Raw genomic sequence first — 17259 nt, forward strand, 5'->3', positions numbered from 1 at the left:
ATCGTGACTAAACACCTGACGGACGTGTGGTCACGTCTCGTTGCGTGTAGAGGCTAACGCCCAAAGGAATAAACGCAATAGGCTAAATCGCCAATTGAGTGGTCTTATTCTTGATTTCCGAGGCGTATGACAATTGCACCGCACCCGCACCGACGTGCGCGTCTCAGTCAATCCAGTGCTAACCAAGGCCGGCTGGCCCGCCCCGGAGGCAATGATCTTGAGTCCGGAGCGGAGTTTTCAGGTCAGTCGCCGCGCAGCAGGGCGGCAACGCCAGTACGGGCGATCTCCAAAAGGCCCAGAGGACGCATCAGATCGGCGAAGGCGTCGATCTTGTCCGGGGCGCCGGTGATCTCGAATATGAAGGAATTCAGCGTGCTGTCGACCACGTTGGCACGGAAGATGTCCGCCAGACGCAGCGCTTCGACCCGCTTGTCGCCTTCGCCCACAACCTTGATGATCGCCAGTTCACGCTCGACCGAGGGACCTTCGACGGTCAGGTCATGCACGTCATGGACGGTAACGATCCGGCCAAGCTGCGCCTTGATCTGCTCGATCACCTGCGGCGTGCCGGTGGTGACGATGGTGATACGGCTGAGATGGCCGGTATGATCCACCTCGGCCACTGTCAGGCTTTCGATGTTGTAACCGCGGCCCGAGAACAGTCCGATCACGCGGGCCAGAACACCCGGTTCGTTCTCGACCAGAACGGCGATCGTATGCTGTTCCTGCACGTCCGAGAAAGTCGGGCGTAGGTTATAGGCCGAATGGCGGTTCGCGCCTTTTTTGATATGTAGGGCAGACATTTATGTCCCTTTCGTCATCACATAGTGCCGGGCACAAGAGGCGCCCGACAAAATTTGTCGATTTTTGTCAGACCAGAACCGAGCCTTTGGAGTCGATGACGCCCTGCGTTTCGGCCTCGCCCAGCAGCATCTCATTGTGCGCCTTGCCCGACGGGATCATGGGGAAGCAGTTCTCGTGCTTTTCAACCAGACAGTCGAAGATTACCGGCCCGTCATAGTTGATCATCTCCATGATCGCATCATCCAGATCGGCCGGGTCAGTGCACAGGATGCCCTTGGCTCCGAACGCTTCGGCGAGTTTGACGAAATCGGGCAGCGCTTCGGACCACGAATGGGAATAGCGTTCGCCATGCAGCAATTCCTGCCACTGACGCACCATGCCAAGACGTTCGTTGTTCAGGATGAACTGTTTCACCGGCAGACGATACTGCGCTGCGGTGCCCATTTCCTGCATGTTCATCAACCACGAGGCCTCTCCGGCAACGTTGATGACCAACGCGTCAGGATGTGCCATCTGTACGCCGATCGAGGCCGGGAAACCGTAGCCCATCGTACCCAGACCGCCAGACGTCATCCAGCGGTTCGGATCCTCGAACCCAAGATACTGCGCAGCCCACATCTGATGCTGGCCCACTTCGGTTGTGATGTAACGGTCGTGGTCCTTCGTCAGTTCTTCCAGCCGTTGCAGCGCATATTGCGGCTTGATGGTCTTTTCGCTGTTGGTATAGGCGAGGCAGTTGACCTTGCGCCACTCATCGACCTGAGCCTGCCATTTCTTGACCGCAGCCGCGTTTGTTTTGCGCCCGCGGGCTTTCCAGACTTTCAGAATATCCTCGAGAACATGGGCGACGTCGCCAACAATCGGTATGTCCACACGGATCACCTTGTTGATCGACGAAGGATCAATGTCGATATGGGCTTTCTTCGACTTCGGCGAGAACGCATCGATCCGACCAGTGATACGGTCGTCGAACCGCGCGCCGATATTGATCATCAGATCGCAATCGTGCATCGCCAGATTGGCTTCATAAAGTCCATGCATGCCCAGCATACCCAGCCAGTTCTTACCTGACGCCGGATAAGCACCCAGCCCCATCAGGGTCGAGGTGATCGGAAAGCCCGTCGCGTCTACCAGTTCGCGCAGCAATTGGCTGGCGGCAGGGCCCGAGTTAATCACGCCGCCGCCGGTATAGAACACGGGCTTTTTCGCGGTTTCCATTGCCGCGACAAGTTCGGTGATCTCTTCCAGATCACCTTTCAGCACCGGTTGGTAATGCGAAGTCGAGGGCTTGGGCGGGCTGTATTCGCCCGAGGCGAACTGCACATCCTTCGGGATGTCGATCAGCACCGGACCGGGGCGGCCCGACTTGGCGACGTGAAAGGCCTCGTGCATGGTCGCGGCTAGAGAATCCGTATCCTTGACCAGCCAGTTGTGCTTGGTGCAGGGGCGGGTGATGCCAACGGTGTCGGCCTCCTGAAAGGCGTCCGAGCCGATCATGAATGTGGGAACCTGACCGGTCAGAACGACGATCGGGATCGAATCCAGCAATGCGTCCGTCAGGCCGGTCACCGCGTTGGTGGCACCGGGGCCGGACGTCACCAGCGCAACGCCGGGTTTCCCGGTCGAGCGGGCATAGCCTTCGGCTGCATGAACCGCGCCCTGTTCGTGACGTACCAGGATGTGGCGAATGTCGTTTTGCAGAAAGATCTCATCATAGATCGGTAGCACGGCGCCGCCGGGGTATCCGAATACTGTGTCCACGCCCTGATCCTTGAGGGCCTGAACCACCATCTTTGCGCCGGTCATCTCACGTGTCATCTGCTTTGCTCCGTTCGCGACATGTGTCTTGCGTTTGACAAAAAAAAGCCCCCGAGAGTGTCGGAGGCGCATGGGTTCGATTATGGTTTACCGTTACCGGCCCATGCGCGTGGTTCCTACGATTACGACTAGCGTTTTCATCGCCAGAGGCTCCTTCTTTGCGTGGGGGGACATTATGAGCGGCGGGAAGGGGCGTCAACAGGCAATTGTGCCAATTTTCTATCTCAGGGCGCGGTTTTTGCGACATTTTGTTGCGCAGATTGCCGCATGCCCGGAATTTCCGTGAAATTGGGCCGGTTGGGGTCAATCCTTGCCATGTCAGCAGTGGTCTAATTGCGTCAGCCCCATGTCTGAAATTGACATGAGAGGTGCAATTGTCTGGGTCACGCTGAACCCAGGTCAACAGTTTCAGGAGGCGAACCATGCTACAGGATTTGGTGGATCTGGGACGGTATCCGATCGACCGGCCGGACTCGCGCGCCTATGATCAGATGATCGCCGATCTGCGGCGGGATCTGGACAGGGACGGATGCGCGGTTTTGCCCGGGTTTGTGCATCAGGCGGGGCTGGACCTGCTGGTGCGCGAAGCCGATGCGGTCGCCCCCCAGGCTCATCGCTCGTTCAACCGGACAAACGCCTATTTCACCAAGGACGATCCCCGGTTCGGGATCGGCCATCCGATACGACGTTTCTATGACCGATCAAACGCGTTTGTTCCGGCGGACAATTTCCCGGATTCCGGCCCCTTGCGCCGGATTTACGAATATGAAGGCTTCATGCCGTTCGTGCGGGATGCGCTTGACGAGTCCGAGGACCGGTTTTTCCGTTACGACGATCCCCTGGCGGACGTGATTATCAACGTGGTCGAGGAGGGGCAGGGCTTTCCTTGGCACTTCGATACCAACAATTTCACCGTTACGCTTGCCATCCAGAACGGTGAAACCGGCGGAACATTTGAATATGTGCCCAATTTGCGCACGGCAGAAGACGAGAATTTCAGCCAAGTGGCCTCGATACTGGATGGGAACCGGGCGCAGGTACGTGAACTGGAACTTCAGCCGGGGGATCTGCAGATATTCAAGGGGCGGTATGCGCTGCATCGGGTTGCTCCGGTCAAGGGCCCGCGCAACCGCTACGTCGGGATATTCTCGTTTGTCGAGACGGCAGGAATGTGCGGCGGGGTCGAAAGGACCCGGCAACTTTACGGTCGCGTATTACCACATCACTATGAACGAGAAGGGAATCGGCGAGATCAGTTGCTGGATTGACCCCACATCGGGATGTGAGAACCCGTGATCTATCGGCCGAAGGGAGCCTCATGCCGCGTATTTTGCAACTGACACCGTTTGTTTTGTGTTCTTCGTTAGATGCCCAGATCCGCTTCTACACTGAACGGCTTGGGTTTACCTGCAACTTCAGGCAGGACAATTATGCCTTCCTGCGGCACGGAGCCGTTGCGATCCGCCTTTTGCAATGCCCGCCACGCGATGATGGCCGCCCATTGGGCGATGATCAGTCCTTTTACATCGATGTCGAAGGCATCGACGATCTGTTCGAAAGCCTGCGTGCGGGATTGGTTGACTTGCCAGCGGGCCGCGTGCGCCCACCGTTTGATCAACCCTATGAGCAGCGCGAATTCCACGTGGCAGATGAAGACGGGACGCTGGTTTTCTTTGGTGAGGACATCAGAGAGAGACCGCAGGGATAAACCCTCCCGCCCATCGTAAATACGCCTTTGGCGTATCTCCTCTGGTTGGGCCGGGCAGCGCTGCGCGCTGCAAGCGCGTATCAAAACCCGGGGCTTGTCCCCTGCAACATGCCATGTTCCAGCGCATAACGGGTCAGACCGGCAGTTGATGAGATGCCGAGTTTGCGCTTGATGTTCTTGCGGTGCGTTTCGACGGTGCGCACGGAAATATCCAGCGCATGCGCGACGTCCTTGTTCGATTTACCTTGCGCAAGCTCCAGCAGGATCGTCTGTTCCCGCCCGGTCAGCGCTTCGCGTGCGTTGTCGCCTTTTGGTTTCAGCGACCCGCTGGCCCCGGTGCACAGATATTGTTCGCCTTTCATCACCGCGTCGATGGCATGTTTTATCTCATCGGTCGGGACGTCTTTCAGGATGTATCCCTTCGCGCCATGGCTCAGAGCGGTCGAAATGTACTCGGGGCTGTCATGCATGGACAGGATCAGGATACGAATGTCGGGCAGGCGTTCCAGAATGATTTCTGTGGCGCTGAGCCCGCCCATGCCCGGCATGTTGAGATCCATCAGAACAACGTCCGGGTTCAACCTCGCCGCCTGATCCACTGCGTCCTGCCCGCTGCCGAGGGTTCCGACGACTTCGATCCCGTCATAGCTTTCGAGGATGGACTGGATGCCTTCGGCGACCATGGGATGGTCATCAACGATAAGGACTCGGATTGTTTGCTCGGTCATGTCCCGGCCTTTCGGTTCGGTGTCGCGTCGTCCTGAGGGGACAAGAGGTGGCTGAGGGGCAGGTCGACGTCTATTACGGTTCCGCTTTGCGCGCCGCGTGATGACAGAATGCGCAGCGATCCGTCAAGCTGTTCGATACGCTCCTGCATGTTGCGCAATCCAATCCCGGCGCTGGACTGGTCCGGCCCGGTGCGCAAGCCGCAGCCATTGTCGGTGATGCGCATGGTCGCACCCTTCTTGTGCCCGCGCAGGTCGATTGTAACACGGGTCGCCCCGGAATGACGTTCGATGTTGGTCAGTGCCTCCTGTGCGATACGGTAGAGCGCGATCTTGCTGTCCTGATCCAGTCGATTCCGGAAAACGACTGTGGTGAATTCGGTTTCAATCCCGGTGCGCTCGGCAAAATCGTCGGTCAGCGCTTTGAGGGCAGGGCCAAGGCCCAGATCGTCCAGTACTCCGGGACGCAGGTCCCGGCTGATGCGGCGGACTTCGGTGATGGCAGAGCCCAGGTTGTCGATCCCCTTGTCGAGCGGGTCCCGGGCACCGTCATCATCACCGCGCAGCAGACGTCGGCGCGCGTTGTCCAGCGCGTATCGCACCCCGACCAGAATCTGGCTGATCCCGTCATGCAACTCGCGCGCCACGCGGCCCCGTTCTTCCTCTTGCGCGTCGAAAACGCGTTGGGTCAGCTCTTTCAGCTTGGCGTCCGCCAGCCGCCGCTCGCGGAAATTTAGCAACATGCCCGATGCGAACACGATCAGTACCGCCGCCAGAACAATACCGCCGATATACATGAATGTGCGCCGCACCCTCGCTTCGACCTCGGCCCTTGCGTTGGCGACCGTGGCGACGATGTCATCGATAAAAACGCCGGTGCCGACAACCCAGCGCCAGTCCTGCAATCCGACCACATAGGCTATCATCTGCGCCTCTTCCCCGGTCGAGGGTTTTTGCCACATGAAACTGTGCCAGCCTGCGCCCTGACGGGCCATGCGGATGAACTCATCCACGACAGGGGTGCCGTCACTGTCGGTCAGGCCAACCCAGTTGCGGTTGATGAACTCGGTCTGGCGCGGACTGACCAGATTGTTGCCGTCATAGTCATAAACAAAGAAGAACCCGTCCTTGCCATAGATCATGGCTGCCAGGATTTGCGTCACAAGACTTTTGGCCGTGTCATCATCAGGCTCGGCGCGACCATAGATGTAGGCAAATCCGTTGCGGGCCTGTGTGACGTAGTTGCGCAGTTCTTCCTTTTTGGCCTCGATCAGGCGCCGCTCAAGCGCCTGTATCTCGCTTTCGGCAGTTGCGCGCGATTCATAAGCAACGACCAAAGCAATCGCGGCCACTGCCAAAACCAAAGGTATTGCCGCAACAAGCGACAGCTTTTGCGCATAGGTGAGTGAGACCAGATGTCGAAGCCCTGCCATGTTCGAATCGATACGCAAGCCCGGCCGGAAAAGCAAAAGGATTGCGGGGACGGAAAAACGATTTGGCGGAAATTCAGCGGAACGGGCCTGAAAACACAGTATTTGCATCTGGCGAGATGAAAAAAACCTGATCGTCTACGTAGTACTTGGTATTCACATTCCCGCGACGACATTTAGGCTGACGCGCACCGAAAACGACTGACCCGGCTGTCGCCGGGTTTTTGAATATGTAGGGGAGGAACACTCATATGGATCGTCGTTCATTTCTGAAAACATCTGCTCTGGGCGGCTCGGCAGCTGCAGCCACCACGCTGGCGGCACCGGCTTACGCGCAGGGCAAGCGCACGCTGACCATGGTGACTTCGTGGGGTCGTGGTCTGGCTGGTGTTTTCGACAGCGCCCAGCGTTGCGCCGACAGCATCACGGCCATGTCGGATGGCAATCTGACCGTTGACATCAAAGCTGCAGGCGAACTGGTTGGCGCGTTCGAGGTGTTTGACGCGGTATCGTCAGGTCAGGCCGACATGTACCACGCCGCTGACTACTATTTCGTTGGTCAGCACCCGGGTTATGCCTTCTTTACCGCTGTTCCGTTCGGCATGACCGCGCAGGAAATGGTGAACTGGTACTACCAGGATGGCGGCATGGAGCTGCATGACGAACTGGGTCAGATCTTTGGTCTGAAGTCGTTCCTGGCCGGTAACACCGGTGCACAGGCGGGCGGCTGGTTCTCGAAAGAGATCAACAGCCCCGAAGATTTCAACGGTCTGAAGTTCCGCATGCCGGGTCTGGGCGGTAAAGCACTGGGTAAACTGGGCGCTTCGGTTCAGAACATTCCGGGTTCGGAAGTGTATCAGGCGCTGTCCTCGGGCGCGATTGACGGAACCGAGTGGATCGGTCCGTGGGCCGACGAAAAGGCCGGTTTCCAGGAAATCACCAAGGTTTACTACACCGCCGGCTTCCACGAACCGAATGCAGGCCTGTCGCTGGCAACCAACCGCGACGTGTTCGAAAGCCTGACACCCGCCCAGCAGAAGATCATCGAGATCGCCGCTGGCGAATGTCACCAGTGGAACCTGTCGCAGTTCCTGGCCAACAACGGTGCAGCACTGCAGCGTCTGCAGTCGGGTGGCGTCAAGGTCATGGAATTCCCTGACAGCGTCTGGGATGCATTTGGCCAAGCCAGCCAGGAAGTGCTGGACGAGAACATGAGCGATGAGCTGTTCAAGAAGATCCACGACAGCGCCGTTGCTTCGTCGACCGCGTCTTCGGCATGGCTCAACCTGTCGTCGGGCGTCTACACCTCGCAGCGCGACCGCGTCCGCGGCTAACATCCGGCTCACACTCACATGGTTCCCCCGCACACGCGGGGGAACCTTTCCTGTTGCACATGCACGGTGATTTCAAACCGGCTATAATAACAAGTGCAACTGACGCGACCTGGGGACAACATGCAGGACGAAAACGGTATCTCGTTCTTCGGCGCCCTGTGGAATGGACTGGTGTGGTTCATTCAGAACATTGCCGAAGCCTTCTATAATTTCGGATACGCCATCACGCATCCGCAGCTCTGGCTGAACTGGTCGGACAAAGAGGCGATCATGCGCTTTGTCTACTACGGCGGGTCGGTCGAGTTCTTCTTTGTGGTTTTCACCATCTTTCTGGTTCTGACGGCCGTTGGGCTGTATTTCAGGAACTTTATGTGGGGGATGGTGCGCGGTCTCGAAGGGTTCGCCAACACCACTGGCCGGTTCTTTGCCTGGGCCGGTCTGCTGATGGTCATCCAGCAAATCGTCATCGTTTTCATGCAGCGCGTGTTCGCGCGTCCGGACATGGCATTTGGTTTCGGTATTCCGATCCAGATGGACATCAGTTGGTATGCTGAAGAGCTTAAACTATACAACGCCATGGTCGTGTGCCTGTGCTGCACCTACACATTTGTGCAGGGCGGTCACGTGCGCGTCGACCTGATCTATGCCGGGATCAGTTACAGGGCCAAGCGTGTGGTCGATATGCTGGGGTCGGTCCTGTTCATGATGCCGATGGCGGTACTGACCTGGATGTACGGCTGGTACTTCATGTGGCGGCACCTGATCGTGCCGAAGCCATCAGCCAGCGACACGCTGGACAGGTTGGTCATGAAATCCCGCGCGATGCGCTGGAACGTCGAAACCATCGGTTTCAGCCCCAATGGTTTCAATGGCTACTTCCTGTTCAAAATTCTGCTGATTGCCTTTGCAGCAATGGTGTTCCTGCACGCGATTGCATTCCTTTACCGGTCTTACCTGGAATTTGTGGAAGGGCCGGAGAGCGAAGGAAAATACCTCGACAAGGACAGCCTTGGTGAGGGTGAAGAAGCCTACGAAGGCGCACATTAAGGACGGAGACCAAGACAATGCTATTCGGACTTGATGGCGTCGAGATAGGCCTCATTATCGTATTCTTCTGCCTTTTCGGAGGCATTCTGAGCGGCTTTCCGGTGGCCTTCGCCATTGGTGGGGCCGGGGTGATCTCGTTCGGGATCATAGCGGCTCTGGACAGCGCCGGGTTGCTGATCCATCAGGCAATCGACACCGGGTCACAAGCCTATCGGGACGTCGTGAACTCGGGTGTCAAACCTGATGTGATCTCGGTGTTTCGATATCCGGACTTGCCCACGATTGCGGAACCGGTCTTTACCGCAGGCTGGGAAACAGCGCTGGACCGGAACGTATCCTTCATCGTGAACCGCATGAACGAGCGTGTTCTGGCGGGGCAGTCGATTGAAACCCTTCTGGCCGTTTTGATGTTCGTGCTGATGGGCATCACTCTGGAACGCTCGAAAATCGCGAATGACCTGCTGACCACCATGGCTCGTGTCTTTGGCCCGCTGCCCGGTGGTCTGGCCGTTTCGATCGTGGTCGTGGGCGCGTTTCTGGCTGCCTCGACCGGTATCGTGGGCGCGACCGTTGTGACCATGGGTCTGCTGGCGCTGCCCACCATGCTGCGCAACAACTACTCGCCGGAACTGGCGACCGGTGTGATCGCTGCCTCGGGCACGCTGGGGCAGATCATTCCGCCCTCCATCGTGATCGTTCTGCTGGGAACATTGGCGGGTGATTTGTATTCCACCGCACAGGAAACCCGGGCGGTTGAGGCTGGATGTACCGACGCGCTGACCTATCTGGGTGAGCCTGCTGTGGTTTCGGTGGGGACACTGTTTCAGGCGGCATTGCTGCCGGGGATCATGCTCGCGTTGCTCTACGCGCTTTATGCCTTTGGCTACGCTCTGCTCAACCCGGAAAAGGCGCCCGCGGTCGAGATGTCCGGCGGTGGCGGTGAACCAATCACGCGCGCCGAAGGTCTGACATGGCTGTTGGGTGCTCCGGTGGCATTGATCGCCGGTGCCTTCCTGCTGAGCAGTGTTGGCGTGATCGGAAGCCAGAATATCACTGTCTCCGGGTTTTCCGATATCGGGCAGGGCGCTTCGCTGCGGACCAGCGTGTCGGCAGAATGTCAGGCGTCGATGATCGATTTGCATGGCCAGGAAGCATGGGATCAGGCCGTCGCCGAGCAAGAGGCGATTGACGCTGCCGGTGGCGTGTCCGAGGCGCAGCGGCTGAGCGAAGAAGAGCTGGCCGCCGCGCAGGAAGCCAAGATTGCTGCCGCAGCGCCGATCGGAACCGGCGTTGCGATTGTCGTGGTACTGTTGGGCCTGACGCTGGTGCTGGGCCGCGGCATCGCGCCATCCCGTCCCGTGCAGCCCTTGATCGTAGGTGGGATTGGCTTGTTGCTGATGCTGCTGGTCGATGTGCTGCTGGTTGCGCCAACGACCACGTCAGGGGCCACGTTCGTGCTGTTGGCGTTGCCATTTGCGCTGGCCATCTATGGCTGCAAGGAGGCCGCCGCGCGCTGCGCGACCAACGACCTGATCCGCGTGGTGTTCCCGCCGCTGGTTCTGATCATCGCTGTATTGGGCTCGATCCTTGGTGGTGTGACCAACCCAACACCGGCAGCCGCGCTGGGGGCTGGTGGTGCGATCATGCTGGCTGCATACCGCAAGCTGAAGGATCAGGAACGGTCGGGCAATATCATCATCTGGTCGACCTTTGCCGTGATCATCTGCTTGCTGCTTGGGGTGAATTTCGACCTTAGGATCAATCAGGGCGGTGTCACCGCTGAGACCTGGGTAGCCTTCTTCCTGGCCTACGGTACCTATCTTTTCGCCTTGTTCGGCTTGCTGTTCGGATGCTGGGTGTTGTTCTCCAGCGGCGTTCTGACACCTGTGGTGCGAGAAACCGCAAAAGTGACCTCGATGGTGTTCACGATCCTGATCGGCTCGCAATTGCTGAACTTGGTGGTAATCTCGTTCGGGGGCGAGCACTATATCCAGCAATTCCTCAAGAGTTTCGACAACGAGTTCACGGTCTTCCTGATCGTGATGCTGGTGCTGTTCATCCTTGGGTTCGTGCTGGATTTCCTGGAAATCATCTACATCGTGATCCCGATCGTGGGCCCGGTGATCTATGGCGGGTCGTTCGATCCAAAATGGGTGACGATCATGGTGGCGGTGAACCTGCAGACCTCGTTCCTGACACCGCCATTTGGGTTTGCGCTGTTCTACCTGAGGGGCGTTGCGCCTAAAGAGGTGACAACAGGTCATATCTATCGTGGGATCGTTCCGTTTGTCCTGATTCAGGTCGTGGGCATCGGAATCCTGTGGTTCTTCCCATCGATTGTAACCATTGTGCCGGATCTGATCCCGAATTGATCGAAGACTGACAAATCGAATAGGGGGCCTTCGGGCCCCCTTTGCTTTGAACTTGGTAGGAAGGGGCCAGCCCCTTCCTGGCCGTTGGCCAGTTCATCTCCGGGATATTTTCAGCCAGATGAAGATACGGATCAGGTAAACTGGATCAGGTCCCAGCGATTGCCGAACGGATCGCACCAGACGGCGACGGTGCCATAGGGTTCGTGGCGGGGGTCCTCTTCGAAATGGACACCGTTTTCACGCATTGCGGTGTGGTCGCGTTGGAAGTTGTCAGTTTCCAGAAAAAAGCCGACACGGCCGCCTGTTTGATTGCCGATGGCGGCCTTTTGGTCGGGACCGTCAGCCTGTGCGAGCAAAAGCGATGCGCCTCCGGAACCCGGTGGCGCAACACGAACCCATCGCTTGCCTTCGCCAAGCGCAATATCCTGCAACAGCGCAAAATTCAGTGTTTCGGTATAGAATGCAATCGCCTCGTCATAATCCGGAATCACCAGCGTGACGGCGTGCAGGTTTTGGCGCATGGATGCTGTTCAGCCTTTAGTCGGGTGGCGGTCAGGCAGCTGGATATTGGCGACTTGTTCCGCAATCGGAGCTGTAGACAATGGATGATGCTGCGCATCAGGCATGCCATCAGGATCCCGGATAGGTTTCCATTCGTTCTGAATATATGCTTCCAGACCCGAGAACCGGGCCTTGTATCCCATTTTGGGACTGCCCGGAACCCAGTAGCCCAGGTACACGTAAGGCAGGCCAGCCTCGCGCGCGATATCGATATGATCGAGGATCATGTAGGTGCCAAGCGAGTTGGACGGTTGGGCGGGGTCGTAAAAGGAATAAACCATGCTCAGCCCGTCATCGAGCACATCTGTCAGGCTGACAGCGATCAGATCGCCGGTTTTGGGGTCAGCATATTCAACCACGCGACTGCGGATCGGCGTTTCCTCGATCATCGCGGCGAACTCGAAAACGTCCATGTCCGCCATACCGCCATCGGCGTGGCGGGTATCGAGATAGCGGCGAAACAGCTCGTACTGTTCGTCCGTCGCCCAGGGGGAATTGGCGCGGCGCTCCAGACCCTCATTGCGTTTTGCGGCGCGTCTCTGGCTTTTGTTGGGTTGAAAAGCCGACACGTCGATCCGGGCGGACAGGCAGGCGGCGCAGTCCGTGCAGGACGGGCGGTAGAGTACATTCTGAGAGCGGCGAAAACCCTGTTGGGACAACGAGTTATTCAACTGATCCGCGCCATCACCCTGAAGGGCGGTGAACAATTTACGCTCCATCCTGCCCTCAAGATAAGGACAGGGCTGTGGTGCCGTCACATAGAATTGTGGCGCTATTGGCAGCGTGTGTCGCATGAAAGTCCCGTGTTTCCCGCAACGCGATGATAGCAACGCTTCCGCGAGCCGCCAAGTGATTCAAGGCGTCGGTTCTTTTACGCCCGCTGGTTGATCATGACGGTTCCAAGGAACGCGTCGGTCAGCCCCTGGCAGCGGGAACTGGTCAGCATCATGATGACAGAGATGATCTGGATTACGAAGAATGCCATGCTGACAAAATAGCCGGCGGTATGGGCCAATGCTTTGCCGGTATCCATCCGCGCACCGAAGGCATCGCGCAATTCAATGTTCATGAAGCGCATTCCCAGCGTCGCGGATCCGTTCGAGATGGTGACAACCCGGTACACAAAGCTGATAACCCCGTAGATCAGGGGCAGGAAGAAAACGCCCATTCCAAATGTCAGGAAGACCGGGACGATGCAAAGAAGCGAGATGAAAGCGATGTCGAAAAGCCATGCGACAAAGCGTTTGATCGCCACGGACTGATAGAATTCAGGCTGGCGGTCGGGATCGGGCAGGTGGGTCATTAAAGGAATTCCGGGAGGTTATGCAGGTGTACCCTGTCCCGAATGACGGGACAGGGCAAGGCTGGATCAGGCGCGCTCGCCGTTTTCCGGCTCATCATGGTTTTCGCGGGCGCGTTCATCCATGAACTGGTCGAATTCGGCCTTGTCCTTGGCTTCGCGCAGGCGATGCAGAAATGCTTCGAAATCTGCCTGTTCACGCTCCAGTCGGGCCAGCGTGTCGGCCTTGTAGGCGTCAAATGCGCTGTTGCCCGAAGGTTTCATGGCGCTCATGTGGCTGTGCCAGGTTTTGCGGCGGCTGCAGGATTTGCTGAACATTCGTTTGCTCCAGATCATGTAGGCCAGAAGGGCCAGGCCAATAGGCCAGAAGATAATGAAACCAAGCACCATGACGGCAATCCAGGCGCCTTTGCCTTTGTCGTCAAGCCAGGCCTCGGAACGGTGCAGCCATCCCGGGTTTTGGGGAGTGGCGTGGTCGGACAATGCGGTCATTTCAGGTCTCCGGGGTTGATGTAAATCGTATTCACATCACCAAGATGGGAGCGGTAAAACCGGGTTGCAAGGGGTAATGTGAAAAAGATTTACATTTTGGCAATTTCCTCAACTTCGGTTGACGCAGGGGCGTCACGCGCGCAGGTTCCGGCTATGGATGACCGCGAATACAAATCCGCCCCGACATTGGAAGAAATCCTTTCGCTTGAACGCCAGGTCTGGACGGCGCTGGTCGAGGGGGATGCGACGGCTGACCGGGCCTTGCTGAGCCCGGATTTCTTAGGCGTGTACCCAACGGGCTTTGCGAACCGTGACGCTCATGTCGGGCAGTTCGCGGATGCGCCGACGATGGCCAGTTTTGAACTCGGCGATGCGAGGCTCCGGGTTTTGACGGCGGACATCGTATTGCTGAGTTATCGCGCTGACTACACGCGCCCGAGTTCGAAGATGAAAGAGGCGATGTTGATTTCATCTCTTTGGGAAAGGCGGCACGGCGTTTGGGTGAACAGTTTCAGTCAGGACACGCCTTTGACCGGAGAGTGACCGGATTGTCTCATTGACGTTGCTCAACGGTGATGCGCAACCTGCGCGCATGACAAATGCACTTGCCATTATTCGCGCACCGCGCGCCTATGATCCCGTTTTGGGGGCCGAGACGCGGGCGTTGGTGCCCGATCTGACCAGCGAACAAGGTGATCTGATCGCCGGAACAGCCGGTTCCAGTCCTTATCTGAAAAGCCTTGTTGAACGAGAGGCCGAATGGCTGTCGGGCGCATTGCACCACCCTGATCAGGCGCTGGCAGATGTGATGGATGCCGCCCGTGCATTGCCGCCGGATCAGTTGAAACCGGGGTTGCGGCAGGCCAAGCGGCGCGTGGCCTTGCTGACCGCGCTTGCCGATCTGTCCGGGGCCTGGCCTCTGGAAAAAGTAACCGCAGCGCTGACCGATTTTGGTGCGCTGGCAGCGGATGTCGCCGCCAAGGCGGAAATCGCGGCTCTGATCAGACGCGGCAAACTGCCGGGGATGACCGAGGAAGATGTTGTAAACGCTGCGGGAATGGTCATCCTGGCTATGGGAAAGATGGGTGCGCACGAACTGAATTACAGTTCGGACATCGATCTGATCGTCTTGTTTGACGAGACACGTTTCGAACCGGATGATTTCTATGACGCGCGGCAAAGCATGGTGCGCGCGACCCGGAACTTCTGCGCCACGCTGAGCGAGAAAACCGCTGATGGCTATGTATTCCGCACCGATCTGCGCCTGCGTCCCGACCCGGCCGTAACACCGGTCTGCATGGCGATGGAAGCGGCTGAACGGTACTATGAAAGCCTGGGTCGCACATGGGAACGCGCCGCCTATATCAAGGCGCGCCCCTGCGCGGGCGATATTTCCGCCGGGGACAGGTTTCTTGACGCGCTGCGCCCCTTTGTCTGGCGGCGCCATCTGGACTTTGCCGCGATTCAGGACGCCCACGACATGCGCTTGCGCATTCGGGAAAACAAGGGGACCGGCGGCACGCTGACCATCCCGGGCCATGACATGAAACTGGGGCAAGGTGGCATTCGGGAAATCGAGTTCTTCACCCAGACACGCCAGTTGATTGCGGGTGGCCGCGACCCGGATCTGCGGCTGCGCGCAACGGTTCCGGGGTTGGCGGCGCTGGCGAACAAGGGGTGGGTGCCGCAGGACGTTTCAGAAAAGCTCAGCGATCACTACCGCGCCCATCGCGAGGTTGAGCACCGCATCCAGATGGTTCACGACGCCCAGACCCACAAGGTTCCGAAATCCGAAGACGGAATTGAACGCGTCGCCTGCCTGATGGGGATCAGCAGCGCCGCGTTGCAATCGGACCTGACCCGCAGGCTGACCGAAGTACATGAACTGACCGAAGGGTTTTTCGCCCCGGGGCATGGCCCACGGCCGACCTCGGTAGAAAGCGTAGAATTTGACAAGAACGTTTTGGCCCGCTGGCCGACTTACCCCGCTTTGCGCTCGCAGCGCGGCGCACGGATATTCGAACGCCTGAAGCCCGAATTGCTCTCGCGTCTGGCCAAGACAGCCCAGCCCGACGAGGCGTTGCAGGCGCTTGATGGGTTTCTGGCCGGATTGCCCGCCGGGGTCCAGTTGTTTTCCCTGTTCGAAGCCAACCCGCAACTGATCGACCTGCTGATCGATATTGTTGGCACTTCACATGCGCTGGCCACGCATTTATCGCGCAACGCTTCGGTTTTTGATGCCGTTATTGGCGGCAGTTTCTTTGCCGATTGGCCCGGGCAGGCCGCGCTTGAGGCTGAGTTGACGCAGGCGTTGTCTGGTGAGGACGATTATGAATCCCGGCTGGATCTGGCGCGGCGCTGGTGCAAGGAATGGCATTTCCGCATCGGTGTACATCACCTGCGCGGATTGATCGACGGAGTTGAGGCCGGGCGGCAATACGCCGAACTGGCTCATGCCGTGATCGCCGCAATCCTGCCCTGCGTGGCCGAGCAGTTTGCCCGCAAACATGGTCCGGCGCCGGGGCGCGGGGCCGTGGTTCTGGGCATGGGCTCGCTGGGGGCGGGGCAGATCAACTCGCAATCCGATCTGGACATGATTGTCATCTATGATCCGCTGGACCAGGATATGTCGGACGGGCCGCGTCCGTTGGGCACGCGTCCGTATTTTGCCCGATTTACACAGGCCCTGATCACCGCCTTGTCTGCGCCGATGTCGCAAGGACGGCTTTATGAGGTCGACATGCGCCTGCGCCCCTCAGGCAATCAGGGTCCGGTGGCAACAAGCTGGGCCAGCTTTACCAATTACCAGAAGAATGAGGCCTGGGTGTGGGAACATCTGGCGCTGACCCGTGCCCGCGTTGTGGGCGGTGACCCGGACCTTGGCGATGCGATCGAAACCTTCCGCGCAGATTTCATGGCGCAGCCGCGCGACCGGGACAAGATCTTGCGGGAGGTCGCCGAAATGCGGGAACGGCTTGCCGCCGCAAAATCGCCGGCTGGTATCTGGGATGCCAAGAACGGCCCGGGGCGGATGATGGATATCGAACTGATGGCCGAAACCGGAGCGTTGCTGGCAGGCATTCCCCATCGCGACGTGCATTCCGGGCTGGATGGTGCGGTCGCTGCCGGGTTGCTGGATGTCGCGCAGGCACAATCTCTGAAAGACTGTTACGACCTATGCTGGTCAGTACAATGCGCTGCGCGACTGCTGTCGGGTAAAGTTATCGAGGCTGATCAGATCGGCGAAGGCGGCACCGCCTTCCTTTGCCGGGCCACCGGATTTGATCAGGTCAGCCAGTTGCAGAACGCGCTGCAGGAAAGCTACGATACGGCCGCCCGGCTGATCGGGATGGTGATGCAAGGGGAAGACGATGGGCCGAAACTCTGATCCAAACGATCACAAGGGTCTGATACTCGAAGCCTATCGCATAGACGGCATCACTTTGCCCGAATGCCGCAGTATCTTTCTGGACTGGGCGCTCAGCCTGCCTGCGGATCGTGATCAGACGCAGGCCCTGACCGAGTTGCACGCGGCTTACGCAACTGAAAATGCTGAACATCCTATGACGCAGGTGCTGAGTGAGGGGCTGCAAACCGCTCAGGCTCCGAAGCGGCGCGGCGGCTGGCGCGGGCGCGACAGGTAAACAAGGGGTTTCGCAGACCTGCGT

Annotated in this window: 16 protein-coding genes; 8 read left to right on the forward strand and 8 right to left on the reverse strand. The window is 58.4% G+C overall.

Translation table 11 applies throughout. From position 1 onward, the window contains the following. Positions 1-242: 242 nt before the first annotated feature. Positions 243-803 carry an acetolactate synthase small subunit gene (gene ilvN / locus ACR0JW_RS00415; RefSeq protein ID WP_170610415.1) on the reverse strand — a complete coding sequence of 187 codons (561 nt, stop codon included), beginning with the start codon at positions 801-803 and terminating at the stop codon, positions 243-245. A 67-nt stretch (positions 804-870) separates the two neighbouring features. Then, positions 871-2622 carry an acetolactate synthase 3 large subunit gene (locus ACR0JW_RS00420; protein WP_170610417.1) on the reverse strand — a complete coding sequence of 584 codons (1752 nt, stop codon included), beginning with the start codon at positions 2620-2622 and terminating at the stop codon, positions 871-873. Positions 2623-3044: 422 nt separating this feature from the next. On the opposite strand from ACR0JW_RS00420, the gene ACR0JW_RS00425 reads away from it, so the two are divergent. Further along, positions 3045-3890 (forward strand): HalD/BesD family halogenase, encoded by an 846-nt coding sequence (locus ACR0JW_RS00425; protein ID WP_170610419.1) that lies wholly within the window; start codon positions 3045-3047, stop codon positions 3888-3890. Between the two features lie 50 nt (positions 3891-3940). Beyond that, positions 3941-4330, forward strand: coding sequence for a bleomycin resistance protein (locus ACR0JW_RS00430; protein ID WP_170677537.1), 390 nt, complete (start codon positions 3941-3943; stop codon positions 4328-4330). A gap of 80 nt (positions 4331-4410) precedes the next feature. Here ACR0JW_RS00430 and ACR0JW_RS00435 read toward each other — a convergent pair whose 3' ends face one another. Continuing rightward, on the reverse strand, positions 4411-5058 hold the full coding sequence (locus tag ACR0JW_RS00435; protein ID WP_170610423.1) for a response regulator transcription factor: 648 nt from the start codon (positions 5056-5058) through the stop codon (positions 4411-4413). Continuing rightward, complete coding sequence (locus ACR0JW_RS00440) at positions 5055-6488, reverse strand: cache domain-containing protein (protein ID WP_170805522.1); 1434 nt, start codon at positions 6486-6488, stop codon at positions 5055-5057. Before ACR0JW_RS00440 ends, ACR0JW_RS00435 begins: the two co-directional genes overlap by 4 nt. 248 nt (positions 6489-6736) lie before the next feature. Between ACR0JW_RS00440 and ACR0JW_RS00445 the strand changes: the two genes are divergently transcribed. The 3 genes from ACR0JW_RS00445 to ACR0JW_RS00455 all read left to right on the forward strand — a co-directional run bounded on the left by ACR0JW_RS00445 (position 6737) and on the right by ACR0JW_RS00455 (position 11238). Beyond that, positions 6737-7819 carry a TRAP transporter substrate-binding protein gene (locus ACR0JW_RS00445; RefSeq protein WP_170610429.1) on the forward strand — a complete coding sequence of 361 codons (1083 nt, stop codon included), beginning with the start codon at positions 6737-6739 and terminating at the stop codon, positions 7817-7819. A 120-nt stretch (positions 7820-7939) separates the two neighbouring features. After that, on the forward strand, positions 7940-8866 hold the full coding sequence (locus tag ACR0JW_RS00450) for a TRAP transporter small permease subunit (RefSeq protein ID WP_170610432.1): 927 nt from the start codon (positions 7940-7942) through the stop codon (positions 8864-8866). Positions 8867-8883: 17 nt separating this feature from the next. Then, positions 8884-11238 (forward strand): TRAP transporter large permease subunit, encoded by a 2355-nt coding sequence (locus ACR0JW_RS00455; protein WP_480713476.1) that lies wholly within the window; start codon positions 8884-8886, stop codon positions 11236-11238. A gap of 131 nt (positions 11239-11369) precedes the next feature. Here ACR0JW_RS00455 and ACR0JW_RS00460 read toward each other — a convergent pair whose 3' ends face one another. The 4 genes from ACR0JW_RS00460 to ACR0JW_RS00475 form a co-directional block, all read right to left on the reverse strand. Next, positions 11370-11759 carry a VOC family protein gene (locus ACR0JW_RS00460; protein WP_170677531.1) on the reverse strand — a complete coding sequence of 130 codons (390 nt, stop codon included), beginning with the start codon at positions 11757-11759 and terminating at the stop codon, positions 11370-11372. Between the two features lie 9 nt (positions 11760-11768). Beyond that, on the reverse strand, positions 11769-12593 hold the full coding sequence (locus ACR0JW_RS00465) for an arginyltransferase (protein WP_170677529.1): 825 nt from the start codon (positions 12591-12593) through the stop codon (positions 11769-11771). Between the two features lie 77 nt (positions 12594-12670). After that, positions 12671-13102, reverse strand: coding sequence for an RDD family protein (locus ACR0JW_RS00470; RefSeq protein WP_170677527.1), 432 nt, complete (start codon positions 13100-13102; stop codon positions 12671-12673). A 66-nt stretch (positions 13103-13168) separates the two neighbouring features. Continuing rightward, entirely contained in the window at positions 13169-13591 is a 423-nt protein-coding gene (locus ACR0JW_RS00475; protein WP_170619150.1) for a DUF2852 domain-containing protein, read from the reverse strand. 78 nt (positions 13592-13669) lie between these two features. Between ACR0JW_RS00475 and ACR0JW_RS00480 the strand changes: the two genes are divergently transcribed. From ACR0JW_RS00480 to ACR0JW_RS00490, 3 genes are read left to right on the forward strand one after another with little or no spacing between them, the layout of a single operon-like run. After that, positions 13670-14134, forward strand: a complete 465-nt coding sequence (locus ACR0JW_RS00480; protein WP_480713477.1) for a DUF4440 domain-containing protein — start codon at positions 13670-13672, stop codon at positions 14132-14134. Between the two features lie 49 nt (positions 14135-14183). Continuing rightward, positions 14184-16979, forward strand: coding sequence for a [protein-PII] uridylyltransferase family protein (locus ACR0JW_RS00485; protein ID WP_480713478.1), 2796 nt, complete (start codon positions 14184-14186; stop codon positions 16977-16979). Further along, entirely contained in the window at positions 16963-17235 is a 273-nt protein-coding gene (locus tag ACR0JW_RS00490; RefSeq protein WP_170805528.1) for a hypothetical protein, read from the forward strand. Before ACR0JW_RS00485 ends, ACR0JW_RS00490 begins: the two co-directional genes overlap by 17 nt. Positions 17236-17259: the final 24 nt, after the last annotated feature.

It is taken from the genome of Ruegeria sp. BG6, assembly GCF_056538465.1.

Bases quoted from the DNA above. Each gene is read 5' to 3' on its own strand.
- ACR0JW_RS00425 (WP_170610419.1), top strand. From the start codon at position 3,045: ATGCTACAGGATTTGGTGGATCTGGGACGGTATCCGATCGACCGGCCG.
- ACR0JW_RS00445 (WP_170610429.1), top strand. From the start codon at position 6,737: ATGGATCGTCGTTCATTTCTGAAAACATCTGCTCTGGGCGGCTCGGCA.
- ACR0JW_RS00470 (WP_170677527.1), bottom strand. From the start codon at position 13,102: ATGACCCACCTGCCCGATCCCGACCGCCAGCCTGAATTCTATCAGTCC.
- ACR0JW_RS00465 (WP_170677529.1), bottom strand. From the start codon at position 12,593: ATGCGACACACGCTGCCAATAGCGCCACAATTCTATGTGACGGCACCA.
- ACR0JW_RS00430 (WP_170677537.1), top strand. From the start codon at position 3,941: ATGCCGCGTATTTTGCAACTGACACCGTTTGTTTTGTGTTCTTCGTTA.
- ACR0JW_RS00435 (WP_170610423.1), bottom strand. From the start codon at position 5,058: ATGACCGAGCAAACAATCCGAGTCCTTATCGTTGATGACCATCCCATG.
- ACR0JW_RS00455 (WP_480713476.1), top strand. From the start codon at position 8,884: ATGCTATTCGGACTTGATGGCGTCGAGATAGGCCTCATTATCGTATTC.
- ilvN (WP_170610415.1), bottom strand. From the start codon at position 803: ATGTCTGCCCTACATATCAAAAAAGGCGCGAACCGCCATTCGGCCTAT.
- ACR0JW_RS00485 (WP_480713478.1), top strand. From the start codon at position 14,184: ATGACAAATGCACTTGCCATTATTCGCGCACCGCGCGCCTATGATCCC.
- ACR0JW_RS00475 (WP_170619150.1), bottom strand. From the start codon at position 13,591: ATGACCGCATTGTCCGACCACGCCACTCCCCAAAACCCGGGATGGCTG.
- ACR0JW_RS00450 (WP_170610432.1), top strand. From the start codon at position 7,940: ATGCAGGACGAAAACGGTATCTCGTTCTTCGGCGCCCTGTGGAATGGA.
- ACR0JW_RS00460 (WP_170677531.1), bottom strand. From the start codon at position 11,759: ATGCGCCAAAACCTGCACGCCGTCACGCTGGTGATTCCGGATTATGAC.
- ACR0JW_RS00440 (WP_170805522.1), bottom strand. From the start codon at position 6,488: ATGGCAGGGCTTCGACATCTGGTCTCACTCACCTATGCGCAAAAGCTG.
- ACR0JW_RS00420 (WP_170610417.1), bottom strand. From the start codon at position 2,622: ATGACACGTGAGATGACCGGCGCAAAGATGGTGGTTCAGGCCCTCAAG.
- ACR0JW_RS00490 (WP_170805528.1), top strand. From the start codon at position 16,963: ATGGGCCGAAACTCTGATCCAAACGATCACAAGGGTCTGATACTCGAA.